14 protein-coding genes are annotated in these 12985 nt (G+C 67.6%); 8 read left to right on the forward strand and 6 right to left on the reverse strand.

Annotated features, from left to right (window positions below; all coding sequences use genetic code 11):
• Positions 1-677 (forward strand): metal ABC transporter permease (locus ABF821_RS06805; RefSeq protein WP_415529493.1); only part of this gene is annotated, 677 nt, incomplete at its 5' end.
• A gap of 9 nt (positions 678-686) precedes the next feature.
• Here the strand turns inward: ABF821_RS06805 and ABF821_RS06810 are convergent.
• Positions 687-812 carry a hypothetical protein gene (locus tag ABF821_RS06810; RefSeq protein WP_259654544.1) on the reverse strand — a complete coding sequence of 42 codons (126 nt, stop codon included), beginning with the start codon at positions 810-812 and terminating at the stop codon, positions 687-689.
• 27 nt (positions 813-839) lie between these two features.
• On the reverse strand, positions 840-1334 hold the full coding sequence (locus ABF821_RS06815) for a flavin reductase (RefSeq protein ID WP_182974455.1): 495 nt from the start codon (positions 1332-1334) through the stop codon (positions 840-842).
• A gap of 105 nt (positions 1335-1439) precedes the next feature.
• Between ABF821_RS06815 and ABF821_RS06820 the strand changes: the two genes are divergently transcribed.
• The 3 genes from ABF821_RS06820 (at position 1440) to ABF821_RS06830 (ending at position 5595) form a co-directional block, all read left to right on the forward strand.
• Positions 1440-2495: an enoyl-CoA hydratase/isomerase family protein gene (locus ABF821_RS06820; protein ID WP_415529494.1), complete on the forward strand. Its 1056-nt coding sequence runs from the start codon at positions 1440-1442 to the stop codon at positions 2493-2495.
• 68 nt (positions 2496-2563) lie between these two features.
• On the forward strand, positions 2564-3982 hold the full coding sequence (locus tag ABF821_RS06825; RefSeq protein ID WP_183008086.1) for a protein adenylyltransferase SelO: 1419 nt from the start codon (positions 2564-2566) through the stop codon (positions 3980-3982).
• Positions 3983-4146: 164 nt separating this feature from the next.
• Positions 4147-5595, forward strand: a complete 1449-nt coding sequence (locus ABF821_RS06830; protein WP_415529495.1) for a sugar porter family MFS transporter — start codon at positions 4147-4149, stop codon at positions 5593-5595.
• A gap of 107 nt (positions 5596-5702) precedes the next feature.
• Here the strand turns inward: ABF821_RS06830 and ABF821_RS06835 are convergent, their stop codons facing one another.
• Positions 5703-7667, reverse strand: coding sequence for a prolyl oligopeptidase family serine peptidase (locus ABF821_RS06835; protein ID WP_415529496.1), 1965 nt, complete (start codon positions 7665-7667; stop codon positions 5703-5705).
• A 122-nt stretch (positions 7668-7789) separates the two neighbouring features.
• Here ABF821_RS06835 and ABF821_RS06840 point away from each other — a divergent pair, with 122 nt between their 5' ends.
• Positions 7790-8053, forward strand: coding sequence for a hypothetical protein (locus ABF821_RS06840; RefSeq protein ID WP_415529497.1), 264 nt, complete (start codon positions 7790-7792; stop codon positions 8051-8053).
• Positions 8054-8131: 78 nt separating this feature from the next.
• Here ABF821_RS06840 and ABF821_RS06845 read toward each other — a convergent pair whose 3' ends face one another.
• Positions 8132-8323, reverse strand: coding sequence for a hypothetical protein (locus ABF821_RS06845; protein WP_415529498.1), 192 nt, complete (start codon positions 8321-8323; stop codon positions 8132-8134).
• Between the two features lie 235 nt (positions 8324-8558).
• Here ABF821_RS06845 and ABF821_RS06850 point away from each other — a divergent pair, with 235 nt between their 5' ends.
• The 3 genes from ABF821_RS06850 (at position 8559) to ABF821_RS06860 (ending at position 10861) form a co-directional block, all read left to right on the forward strand.
• Positions 8559-9140: a DedA family protein gene (locus ABF821_RS06850; RefSeq protein ID WP_182975393.1), complete on the forward strand. Its 582-nt coding sequence runs from the start codon at positions 8559-8561 to the stop codon at positions 9138-9140.
• Positions 9137-10084, forward strand: a complete 948-nt coding sequence (locus ABF821_RS06855; RefSeq protein WP_415529499.1) for an SDR family oxidoreductase — start codon at positions 9137-9139, stop codon at positions 10082-10084. Before ABF821_RS06850 ends, ABF821_RS06855 begins: the two co-directional genes overlap by 4 nt.
• Before the next feature lie 327 nt (positions 10085-10411).
• Entirely contained in the window at positions 10412-10861 is a 450-nt protein-coding gene (locus ABF821_RS06860) for a GNAT family N-acetyltransferase (protein ID WP_182975361.1), read from the forward strand.
• 12 nt (positions 10862-10873) lie between these two features.
• On the opposite strand, the gene trmB is transcribed toward ABF821_RS06860, so the two are convergent.
• Both trmB and metK read right to left on the reverse strand, forming a co-directional pair.
• Positions 10874-11602 (reverse strand): tRNA (guanine(46)-N(7))-methyltransferase TrmB, encoded by a 729-nt coding sequence (trmB, locus tag ABF821_RS06865; protein WP_415529514.1) that lies wholly within the window; start codon positions 11600-11602, stop codon positions 10874-10876.
• A gap of 37 nt (positions 11603-11639) precedes the next feature.
• Complete coding sequence (metK, locus tag ABF821_RS06870; protein WP_182975362.1) at positions 11640-12827, reverse strand: methionine adenosyltransferase; 1188 nt, start codon at positions 12825-12827, stop codon at positions 11640-11642.
• Between the last annotated feature and the right edge of the window lie 158 nt (positions 12828-12985).

Genomic DNA, 12985 nt, shown 5'->3' on the forward strand with positions numbered 1-12985 from the left:
GCGCGAGGGGGGCGGGGGTGGGGGTTAGGCCGCCTTGCTGGGGGCTGAGGGGGGCCACGGTTCTGGCGGGGGGGGCAATGGGGCTGGGGGGACGGGGCACCACGCAGGGGCGGGATGTCACGATCGGGCTGGTCCTGTCCTGCATGCTGGGCTGCGGGCTGCTGTTCCTGCATTTTCTCACGACATCCGCCACGCGCGCCACGGCGCTGCTGTTCGGCAATGTGCTGGGGGTGGACCGGGCGATGCTGGGGTGGCTGCTGGTGCTGGGCGCGGGGTGCGTGCTGGCCATGGCGGCGCTGTCGCGGCCGCTGCTGTTCGCCAGCCTTCAGCCCGAGACGGCCGAGGCGCGGGGCGTGAACCTGCGGCTGGTCTCCACCGTCTTTCTGGCCATCGTCGCGGTGGTGACGGCGGAATGTGTGCAGATTACCGGCGTGCTGCTGGTCTTTGCGCTGATGGTCGGGCCGGCGGCGACGGCGCAGCGCCTGACGGCGACGCCGGGATGGGGGATCGTGCTGTCCGTGCTGCTGGCGATCGGGGCGGGCTGGGGCGGGCTGGCCCTGTCCTGGTGGACCGATTGCCCGGCGTCGTTCTGGATCAGCGCGCTGAGCACCGTTGCCTATCTGGCGGCGGGTGCGTGGCGGTTTACCGAACGGGGGGCCGGCGCCGACCCGGCCTGAACGGCGGGTTCAGGACGGGAGGGACCAGCACCACCATGCCATCAGGGCCAGGGTCGCCCCCAGCCCGGCATGCAGGGCGAGCAGCACCGGACCGGTGATGACGGGCGGCGGTTTCAGGCGGCGGTGTGCGGACATCGCATGGGTCCTCCGGAGGGCGGGCGGTCAGTGGTCGTGGCTGTGGGGCAGGACGTGGTAGGCGCGGTTGAAATAGACCAGCCCGCCCACCGGCTCGCCGATGCGGATGGCTTCGACCACGCCGAACATGACGCTGTGGGTGCCGACTTCGACGATCCGGTCGATCCGGCAGTCGAAGGAGGCCACGGCTTCTTCCAGCGCCGGGGCGCCGGTGGCCAGCGTCGTCCAGTGGCCGACGGTGAACCGCTCGTACATGTCCATCGGGCCGGCGAAGGTGCCTGAAATGTCGCGCTGGCCGGCGGAGAGCACGTTGATGCACAGCGCCCCGCCGGTATGGAACGCCGCGCGGGCGCGCGAGGCGCGGTTCATGCAGACCAGCAGCGTGGGCGGGGCGTCGCTGACGGAACAGACCGCCGAGGCGGTGAAGCCCACCGGGTCCTCCAGCGTGCCGGTCGTGACCACGCTGACCGCCGCGCCCAGCCGCGCCATTGCATCCCGATAGGTCTGGGAATCCACACTCATGTCCGCGCCCTTCCTGCCGTCGTCCATTCCCGTAGGGCCGACATCTTCACCGTTGATGGTTCTGGCATAGTATCACGTCAGGGAAAACGGAAGGAACGTACCATCATGCAGGCCGACGCGACAGACGATACGCTGCTGATCTCCCGCCAGGGGCGCCTCGGGCGGCTGACGGTCAATCGGCCCAAGGCGCTGAATGCGCTGGATATTACCCTCTATCGCGCCATCGGGGCCGCGCTGGCGGCGTGGCGGGACGATCCGGAGGTCGAGACGGTGCTGATCGACAGCACCAGCCCCCGCGCCTTTTCGGCCGGCGGGGACCTGCGCGCGCTCCATACCCTGGCGCTGGACGTGGGGCCGGACGCGGCGGCGCGCGTGTTCCGGGCGGGGTATCGGCTGGTTTCGGTGCTGGCGGGATACCCCAAGCCGATCGTGTCGTTCATGGACGGGATCACGATGGGCGGCGGGGTCGGGCTGGGGGCGCATGTCCGTCACCGGATCGTGACCGAGCGCAGCGTGCTGGCCATGCCCGAGGTGGCGATCGGGCTGACGCCCGACGCGGGCGGGTCTTACCTGCTTTCGCGCGTGCCGGGGCTGTACGGGTTGCGTCTGGCGCTGACCGGCGGGCGGATGAAGGGCGGGCAGGCGGTGGTGGCGGGCTTTGCCGACCGCATGCTGGCGGCGTCGGACCTGCCGGACCTGGCGACCGCCCTCGCCCGCCGGCCGGCGGGCGAAGTGGTGGACCTGGCGCCCGCCGCCCCGCGTGAGGGGCAGGAGGACCTGGCGGCGATCAATGCGCTGTATGACGCGCCGGACCTTGCGACCATTCGCGACCGGCTGGCGCGCAGCGACGCGGCCTGGGCGGCCGAAGACCGGGAGGCGATGGCACTGGCCTCGCCGCTCTCGCTGCTGGTCACGTTCCGCGCGTGGCACGCCGCGCGCCGCCTGCCCGACCTGAACACGGTGCTGGAGCAGGAATACCGGCTGATCGGCAACCTGCTCCGCCTGCCCGATTTCACCGAGGGGGTGCGGGCCAAGATCGTCGATAAGGACAACGCGCCGCGCTGGCTGGACGGCGCGGCGCTGGACGAGGCGGCGATCGAAGCCTGTTTCGCTCCGCGCCCCGATACGCTGGATCTGCCGGTCTTTTCCGAACCGGTGTGAGCGTAGGCCGTTTCATCTGAATGCGGTGTGGGCCGTTGGCCCATGTCCGCGATCCGAGGTTTTGATTCATGCCGTTTTCCGCCGCCTACCATCCCGTCCGCGCGCATCTGACGCTGGGCGATGCGTTTTATGACCCCGTGGAAGCGGCGCGCTTTCCCGCGCATATCCTGCGCTTCCGCAACCAGGACGCGGCGGCGCGGATCGGGCTGGAGACGCTGACCGATGCGGAATGGGTCGAGCATCTGGGCCGCTTCGTGCCGCTGCCCGACGGGCTGCCGACGCCGCTGGCGCTGCGCTATCACGGGCACCAGTTCCGCCAGTACAATCCGGACCTGGGCGACGGGCGGGGCTTCCTGTTCGCGCAGATGCGCGATGCGCGCGATGGCAGGGTGCTGGATATCGGCACCAAGGGCAGCGGCCGTACGCCGTGGTCGCGCGGCGGGGACGGGCGGCTGACCCTGAAGGGCGGGGTGCGCGAGATCCTGGCCAGCGAGATGCTGGATGCGCTGGGGGTGAATACCTCGCGGACGTTGAGCGTGATCGAGACCGGCGAGCGGCTGCACCGGGGGGACGAGCCCTCGCCCACCCGGTCGTGCGTGCTGGCGCGACTCAGCCATTCGCATATCCGTGTGGGAACTTTCCAGCGCCTTGCCGCGCTGGAAGACCGGGCCAGCCTGACGCATCTGGTGGATTATGTGATGGCCACCTATTTTCCCGACCGTCATGGCGAGGGGAATGCGGCGACGGCGCTGTTCGATATCGTCTGCACCCGCGTCGCGCGTCTGGCGGCCCAGTGGATGGGGGCCGGGTTCGTGCATGGCGTGCTGAATACCGACAATATCAACATCACGGGCGAGAGCTTCGATTACGGTCCGTGGCGCTTCCTGCCCCGATACGATCCCTCTTTCGTTGCCGCCTATTTCGACCAGTCGGGTCTGTATGCGTTCGGGCGCCAGCCCGAGGCCGTGCTGTGGACGCTGGCGCGGCTGGCGGAATGCCTGATTCCGTTAACGGAAATTGATGATCTCCAGAAGATTTTCGACGATTTCCCTGATCGTTATGAAATGGAGATGAATAACGTCATCGTGAAACGGCTTGGCTTGTCTTCCATTTCCAGAAATGACGATCGGGATCTGTCGTCGGCGACATGGACGTTTCTGGAACGATCGGGAATAGGATTTGAAAATCTGTTCTTCGACTGGTATGGAGGGGCACAGAGCAGGCATCGGGCGCTGAACGGACCCAATGCCCATTTCTATGCGGGTGCGGAATTCGAGCCGTTGCGTCAACGGATCGAGGGCTATTCCGCCCGACCGGATCTGGATCTTTCCAGTCCGTATTTTTCCCGATCCGTCCCCTGCACGATGCTGATCGATGCGGTGGAGCGGATATGGCAGCCGATCGCCGACCGGGATGACTGGAGCATGCTCGATGACACGCTCGCGTCGATCCGGGAGATGAAGGGTGCCCTCTCGCCCGCCGCCTGATCGGCGGGCCTGATTCGGGGTACCGGCATGGCAATCGGGCCATGTCGGGGCGTCTGTGGAGCAAGGAGTTCCAGGGCAGTTTTTTCCGGAGCCTGTCGGGAAATGCGCGTCGGATCGCCATCAGCGCGCGCATTTTCCAACAGGCTCCGAACAGGGAGAATGGAATGCAGAATTTCTCGCCGCAATCGACAAGTCTGGCCCAGGTGTCCGAATACGAAATTTCGGATAACGCGCGGCTGACACTCTGGCTCGCAGCCGCCGTGGCCGCCATCTGTGGCGGCCTCTACGGCTACGACACCGGCATCGTTTCCGGTGCTCTGCTGCTGATTACGCGGGATTTCCATCTGGGCAGCACCGATCAGGAACTCGTGGCGTCCGCGATCCTGGCCGGCGCGGTGATCGGTGCGGTGGGCACCGGCTGGCTGTCGGAACGGTTCGGCCGCCGCACCACCGTCATGATCGTGACCGCGCTGTTCGTGACCGGCGCCCTCGCCTGCTCGATGGCGCCGGATGTCGGCACGCTGATTGCCGCCCGTGTCTATCTGGGTCTTGGCGTCGGCGGATCGACGCAGGTGGTGCCGATGTATATCTCCGAACTGGCGCCCGCCGCGCAGCGCGGGCGATTGGTCACGCTGTTTAACGTGGCGATCGGGATCGGTATCTTTCTGGCCAATATCGTCGGGTTTGCGATGCGCGATGCGTGGGGCTGGCGCCCGATGATCGCGATCGCGGCGGGGCCGGCGCTGTTCGTGTTCGTCGCCATGTTCTTTCTGCCGCGCAGCCCGCGCTGGACGGCTGAAAACAGGGGATTGAAGGCCGCGATCCGCGAACTGATCAAGGTGCGCACGAGTCATCGTGAAATCCATAAGGAAATCAAGAAGATTCACGCGGCTGCCGAAAATGTTTCCGACGAGCAGCGGGGGTGGCGCGGCCTGTCGCAGCCCTGGGTGCGCCCTGCCCTGGTCGCGGCGTTCGGCGTGGCGTTCTTCACCCAGTGCGGCGGGCTGGAGATGATGATCTATTATGCCCCCACCTTTCTGTCGGATGCCGGGTTCGGCCATTCGGCGGCGCTGCTGGCCAGCGTGGGGGTGGCGGTCGTCTATCTGGTGATGACCTTTACCGGGTCGCTGATCGTGGACCGGGTCGGCCGGCGGCGGCTGATGCTGATCATGGGGCCGGGGTCGGTGCTCAGCCTGATCGGGCTGGGGCTGATGTTCATGATGCATCCCGACAAGGGCAGTGTCGGAAGCTGGATGATCATCGTCTTCCTGCTGCTGTTCATGATGTTCAATTCGGGCGGCATTCAGGTGGTCGGCTGGCTGCTGGGGGCCGAGATGTTCCCGCTGCCGATGCGCGGCACCGCGACCAGTCTGCATGCGGCCACGCTGTGGGGCAGCAACCTGCTGGTGACCAGCACGGCGCTGACGCTGGTGCAGACGATCTCGCTGGGTGGGACGATGTGGTTCTATGCCGGGGTGAATCTGGCTTCGGTGCTGTTCGTGTATTTCCTGGTTCCGGAAACACGGGGTGCTTCGCTGGAAGATATCGAAAAGGCGCTGAAGGAAGGGCGTTTCCGGCCGCGTCGGGGCCAGACGGCCATCGTGGAACAGTAAGCACGCTCGGGGGCTTTGCCCCCGAACCCCCACCAAAGGCCGGCGGCCTTTGGAAACCATTATGTATTAACAACTGGGTTTCCAAAGGGCGACTGCCCTTTGGTGGGTCAAGGGCAAAGCCCTTGTTCACCGGCCAGCACCACCCGTTCCGTTACATCGGGAACGGTAAACCCGAAGATCCGGCCGTAGAAATCCAGTTCCAGTTCCAGCGCGCGACGCACCGTTTCCTCGCGCCGGAACCCGTGGGCTTCGCCTTCGAACGTATAATGCGCGTAGGGGATGTTGCCGCGGGCCAGGGCGTCCGCCATGGCCTGTGCCTGCGCGGGCGGGACCACGGCGTCGGCGAGGCCGTGCAGGAACAGGACCGGGGTGCGGATGGCGTCGGCCTGGGTCAGGGGCGAGCGGGCCAGATAGGTGGCTTCGTCCTCGGGCCACGGGCCGACCAGGCTGTCGAGATAGCGGGATTCGAATTTATGGGTTTCCTGTGCCAGGGCGCGCAGGTCGGTGACGCCGTAGAGGCTGGCGCCGGCGGCGAACAGGTCGGACCCGGCGAGAGCCAATAGCACGGTCAGGCCGCCGGCGCTGCTGCCGCGAATGGCGATGCGGGCGGGATCGACGCGGCCGGTGGCGATCAGGTGGCGGCAGGCGGCGATGCAGTCTTCGACATCCGCGACGCCCCACTGCCCTTCCAGTTGGCGGCGATAGGCGCGACCGAAGCCGGTGGAGCCGCGATAATTGACATCGACCACCGCGAAGCCCCGGCTGGTCCACCATTGGACCTTGAAGGCGAAGGCATTGCCGGCGCGGCCGGTCGGGCCGCCATGGGCCATGACGATCAGCGGCGGCTTTTCGTCCGCCGGGCCACGGAAGCGGCTGTTGGCGGGGGGATAGAAGAAGGCGTGGCCGGTCTGCCGCCCGTCGGGCAGCGGGAAGCGGATGGTCTCGGCGCGGGCGATGTCGCCGGGGGCGAGACCCAGCGTGGTGGCGGCGCGCAGGAGGTGCGACGGGGCGTCGATGCGGCCATGGCGGATGGCGGGAGCGCCGTCCGGCGGCGTGTCGAGCCAGGCGAACGATCCGTCCGCCAGCATGGACGGGCATTGCGCGGGGTGGCCCAGCGCCACCGGGCGGGCGGTCGCGCCGGTGAGGTGTAGGGTGCGGGCCTCGCCGTTCTCGATGGCGATGGCCAGGATCGTGCCGTCGGGAAGCGGCTGGTAGCTGCTCTGGCCGAACACCCAGTGGGGCAGGCCGATTTCGGCGTGCATCGGCGCGACGGGCTCGGGCGCGCCGTCCGGCACCGTCCAGCGGAGCAGGTTCCACCAGCCGTCGCGGTCGGAGGCGGCGAGCAGCGTCGTGGGCCCGGCCCAGGCCGGTTCGATGACCGAGGCGCCGTCATCGGCCAGCGTGCGGAGGTCGGTCAGCGCGGCGGTGCCGTCCTGTGGTGTCAGGCGGCCCAGCCGCAGCCGCGTGGCATCCCACGGCATGGCGGGGTGGTCCCATTCGATCCAGGCCAGCCACGCGCCGTCGGGCGACGGGCGGGGGGAACTGACGAAATCGGGGCCGGCGACCAGCACCTGTCCGGCCTGCTCCGCCGGGTCGGCGTCGCGGTCGGTGGCGAAGGCGACGAGGGTGGAGAGTGGCTCGCCGGGCGCGCGGTGGTCCTCGCGCACGCAGAACAGGGCCGTGCCCTCGGGCGAAAACGCGAAATCGGCGAAGCGCAGGCCCGGCACGGTGCTGAGCGCGCGCGGAGCTTGGCCCGGCGTGACGATCCAGAGGCTGCCGTCCGGGCGGTGGCTGAAGGCGACGCGGTTGCCGGATACGGCATAGGCGCCGCCGCCATATTCATGGGCGCGGGTGCCGATATCGAACGGGGCCGGAGTGACATCGCGGATGCCGCCGGCGGCGGTCCAGCGCACCAGCACGGTTCGGCCGGCCTCGGCGGGGCGGGTTTCCAGCCAGTACACCGCCTCGCCGTCGGTTTGCACGCTGCCCAGCCCGATTGTCTTTCCGGCGACCAGCGCCGTCGTCACCGGCGAGGGCCATGTGCCGTAGGGCCGGGTAGCGGGGTCGGTCATGCTGGGTCTCCTGTTGCGGGGAATGGCCGGCTGGCTTTCGCCGAACGCTCCCTGTGCGTAAACTGGTGGTACGGGTCCATCACCTGGCCTCCATCACCGGGCCATAGAGAACACGAGCGCCGATGACGCAGCAACGGTCCACCAGCGCGCAGCTTGACGCGATCGTCACCGACCTGTTGGCCGAGGCGACGCGCTGCCTCGTGCCCCGCAGGATCGACGACCTGATCCGGGCGTGGATGCCCGGCACGGGTGACGACCTGCCGCCCGACGCCGCGTTGGCGCGCAGGACGCTTGCCCTGACGATGGCCGCGACGCTGACATTATTCACGCCTTCGGGGGGGGCGGGCATACCGCGTTCGATCGCCTCGCTCGGCAGCGCCGGTTGAGGGGTCAGGCTGCCGGTGGGGCGGCGGGCGGGAGAAGGGTTTTCGTGCGTGTGTCCCATCGCCAGAGGGTCTCGTTGGTCAGGCGCGTGCCGCCCCACCAGCGCAGGATGGGGTTATGACGCGACCAGTCGTCCTGCCCGGCGACGAGCCGGCGGCCGGGATCGGGCCGTCCACCAGGCGATGGAGGAATGTGAGGATGCGGGCGTCCGGCAGGGCGTGGCGCAGATGCCCTGCCCCGCTATCGCATGTGATCAGGATCAGGTCGGCCATGGACGGCTCCGTTCTTCCCGCCATCCTCGCGCGGCGGCGCATGACGGGTAGCGTAGGCCGGGGAGGCCCGTACCGGAAGAGGCGCACCGGGTATTCCGCCTCTTGACTTGACAGCGCGCCGACCAGACGGTTCCTCACCCCCTTGGCTTTCCTATTGGACGGGTTCGGTCCGCTGCTTCATTCCTTCGAATCTCTTTTCGTGCATTACGGCTACGGCGTAATCGCGGTCGTCGTCATGCTTGAGAGCATGGGGCTGCCGCTGCCTGCCGAAACGCTGATCATCTCCTCGGCACTCTATTGCGCCGCGACACATCGCCTGGACATTTCCTGGGTGGCGGTGGCGGCGATCGCGGGTGCCATCATGGGCGATAATTTCGGATACCTGATCGGCCGGCGCTATGGCCATCGGCTGCTGGAGCGCCATGGCGGCAAGGTGGGGCTGAACGACCGCCGGCTGATATTGGGGCGCTATCTGTTCCGGCGGCATGGCGGCAAGGTGGTGTTCTTCGGCCGCTTCATCGCCATCCTGCGCGTGTTCGTCGCCCTGCTGGCGGGGGCGAACCGCATGCCGTGGCATACGTTCCTGTTTTTCAATGCCCTGGGCGGGGTCGGCTGGGCCGGTGGCTACGCGTTGGTGACGTATTATCTGGGGAATGAGGTGCTCAAACTCTCCGGGCCGGTCGGGATCGCGCTGGGAGGGATCGCGGTCCTCGTCATCGGCGGCAGTTTTCTCTTTCTGAAGAAAAACGAAGTCAGGCTGACCGAGGAGGCCACCCGTGCCGCCGAACTGGAACAGAAGGGAAAGTCCAAGCCATGAATATCGCCGCGAAATGGACCATCGACCGCGCACCGGACCTGACGGGCCGCACCGCCGTCGTGACCGGAGCGACCGGCGGGCTGGGCTATGAAGTCGCGTATGGCCTGGCCTCGCGGGGCGCGCGCGTGCTGCTGACCGGGCGTGACGCGGCGCGGGGCGCCCGGGCCGTGGAGATGCTGCGCGAGCGGTTGCCGGAGGCGCGGGCGGAGTTTCTGCCGCTCGATCTGGCCTGCCTGCGGTCGGTCGCCGGGTTCGCCCGCGACCTGAAGGAACGGACCGACACGCTGGACATCCTGGTGAACAATGCGGGGGTGATGGCCTCGCCCCGGCGGCAGGAAACGGCCGATGGGTTCGAATTGCAGTTCGGTACCAATTATCTGGGCCATTTTGCCCTGACCGGGCAGTTGCGCCCCCTGCTCGTGCGCACGGCGGATGGTGGCCGGGTGGTGAGTGTGGCCAGTCTGGCGGCGTGGCAGGGGCGTATCATCTTCGATGATCTCCAGAGCCGGCATCGCTACACGCCATTCAGTGCCTATCAGCAGAGCAAGCTGGCCAATCTGATCTTCGCGCTGGAACTCAACCGTGTGGCGCAGTCCGCCGGGTGGCGGCTGCATTCCATCGCCGCTCATCCCGGCTGGGCGCGAACGGATATCGCGGTCAGCCGGTCTTCGGCCCCACAGGGCCTCGCCGAGCGGTCGATGCGCCGTATCGTTCGCGTCGGGTTCCGCTATCTGGGCCAGTCGGCGGAGGCTGGGGCGCGGCCGATCCTGTTTGCCGCTGCGGTGCCCGAGGCGCGGGATGGCGGCTATTACGGGCCGGGCGGACGGGGTGAACGGCGCGGCCGGGTGACGGAGGCGCGCATTCCGCCACAGGCGCTCAGCCTTTCGGTGGCGCGGCGGCTGTGGGCGGTTTCGGAGCGGCTGACCGGGGTGGCGCTTTCCTGAGCGGAAGGTCGGGCTCTGCCCGAACCCGCAAGGGGGCGCGGCCCCCTTGACCCCATTCGTTTAGGAAATGGTTTCCAAGGGCGACGCCTTTGGCCGGTCCAGGGCAAAGACAAGCCCTGGCCTTGGAAGCTTGCACGCACGTCGGGGGCATGACATCTTTTCCGGAATGATGACACGCGCGTCTTTTCCCATGACAGGCTGGTGGTGCTCCGGTTAAGGAGCGGCGCGTCGTCATTCATCATCCACGACCAGTGCCGCCGTGTCCGGTGGGCGCTGACATAAACAGGCAATCCGGTCGCGGCTGCTTTTACGAAAGCAGGAACAGTGATGTTGCCATTGGATAAAAGCATCGATCTCCCGGAGAGCTATTCGATTCAGGATGCCGTGCCGGGTGTCGAAGAGTATCTGCGGCTTCGCCGCGTCAGCGGGCTGGCACCGCGCACCGCGCCAGCGGCTGAAGCGGGTTTGCCCAACAGCCTTTTTTCGGTCTGTGTCCGGCAGGGCGCGCATGTTGTGGGAATGGGCCGCGTCATCGGGGATGGGGCGCTATTCCTGCATATCGTGGATGTGGCCGTGGATCCGCACCATCAGGGACAGGGCTTGGGAAAGGCGATCGTTGCGGCGTTGATGCGCCATATCGCACGCACGGTGCCCGCCGAGACTTATGTCAGCCTGATGGCCAATGGGGAAGCGTTCCACCTTTACGAGCAGTTCGGCTTCGCGGCGGTGACGCCGGAGGCGCGCGGCATGGCCTTGTGGGTCAAGGGACCGTCCTGAGCGGACGGTCCCTTATCGCCGGACGAAGGTCCAGTAGAGCGGCTGGCGGCCGGCTTGCAGGGCCTTGGCTTCGTAGCGGGTTGGGGGCCAGCCTTCCGGGCGGGTGGTGGCCGGCGGGGCGGTGTCGAACAGGTCCTGCGCCGCCATGACCTCCTGGACCCAGGCCTGGTAGGTCGGGTCGTCGCTGGCGACGCGCCAGATGGCGCCGGGCTTCAACGCGCGGGCGACCAGGGCGATGTTGGCCGGATGGACGAAGCGCCGCTTGGCGTGCCGGGCCTTGGGCCAGGGGTCGGGGAACATCAGGAACATGCGGTCGAGCGAGCGTTCGGGGAGCGCGCGCAGCAGGGCGCGGGCGTCTTCGTCCCAGATCCGCAGCAGGTCGGGCACCGGGGCGGTGGCTTCCTGATCGTCGGGCACCAGGCGCGACAGCAGGGAGCACAGGCCGTTTTCGAAAACTTCGCTGGCGATGTAGCCGACATCGGGATGGGCGGCATGTTGCGTCAGCGAATGTTCGCCGCCGCCGAAGCCGACCTCCAGCCAGATTTCGGCCGGGACGCGGCCGAAGGCGCGCGCCGGATCGTCCAGACGGGTCTGGTCGAAGCGCAGGCGGGGCAGGGTTTCGTCCAGCAGGCGTTGCTGGCGGGGCCGCAGCGGGTGGCCCCGCTGGCGGCCATAGAGCCGGTCGGGCGACGCCTTGACGGCAACCGTGGGGATCCCTGCCGCGTCAGGCGAGGCAGGGATGGTCGTTTCGGATGCCGTCACGGGGTCCCCGGTCTGATCAGCGGTTGAACGCACCGCGCAGCGCGTCCACCAGATCGGTCTGTTCCCACGTGAAATTGTCGCGGGCGGCGTCGGGCGTGCGGCCGAAATGACCGTAGGCCGAGGTTTCGGTGTAGATCGGGCGGTTGAGGCGCAGGTGCCTGCGGATGCCGCGCGGCGTCAGGTTCATGACTTCACGCAGGACGCGGCCCAGCTTTTCCTCGTCCACGTCCTTGCCGGTGCCGTCGAGGTCCACATAGACCGAGAGCGGGTGCGAGACGCCGATGGCGTAGGAAATCTGCAGCGTGCAGCGATCGGCCAGGCCGGCCGCGACCACGTTCTTGGCCAGGTAGCGGCAGGCATAGGCGGCCGAACGGTCAACCTTCGTCGGGTCCTTGCCGGAGAACGCGCCGCCGCCATGCGGGGCCGCGCCGCCGTAGGTGTCGACGATGATCTTGCGCCCGGTCAGGCCGCAATCGCCGTCTGGACCGCCGACGACGAACACGCCGGTCGGGTTGGCGTAGAATTCGTCATCCGGGCACATCCAGCCTTCCGGCAGAACGTCTACCACGATCTCGCGCAGGGCGTCGCGGATGGCGGCCTGGCTGGCGCCTTCGTCATGCTGGGTGGAGATGACGACCGAGGTCGCGCCGACCGGGCGGCCGTCGACATAGCGCAGCGTGACCTGGCTCTTGGCGTCGGGTTGCAGGTTGGCCACGCGGGCGTCGCCGGCCTTACGCAGGTCGCGGATGCGGTGCAGGATGGCATGCGAATAGAACAGCGGCGCCGGCATCAGCGTCTCGGTCTCGCGGGTGGCGAAGCCGAACATGATGCCCTGGTCGCCCGCGCCTTCGTCCTTGTCGCCGGCGCTGTCGACACCGACGGCGATGTCGGCGGACTGCGCGTGCAGGAAGGATTCGATCGTCGCGTTCTTCCACGAGAAGCCGGACTGGTCGTAGCCGATATCGCGGATCGCGGCGCGGGCGCCTTCGATCAGGGCCTCGGTGGTGACGGAGGCCGGGCCACGGACTTCGCCGGCCAGCACCACGCGATTGGTGGTGACCAGGGTCTCGCACGCAACACGGGATTCACCATCGGCCGCCAGATAGGCGTCCAGCACCGTATCGCTGATCCGGTCGGCAACCTTGTCGGGATGGCCTTCGGATACCGATTCCGATGTGAACAGAAAATCACCTTTGTTACGCATGATGGTCCTGTCTGTCTCGTACGGGGATAGGGAACGACACCGCCACGCATGCGGGGTCCGGGCGGGACCGTTTGGCCGAGAACCTACAAATCGTCAAGTATTTTTGCGGGATACCACGATCCCGCATGGGCATTGCCGTGACGATTGTTTCGGTTGGG

This window comes from Gluconacetobacter sp., from assembly GCF_047721585.1.
Taxonomy (GTDB): domain Bacteria; phylum Pseudomonadota; class Alphaproteobacteria; order Acetobacterales; family Acetobacteraceae; genus Gluconacetobacter; species Gluconacetobacter dulcium.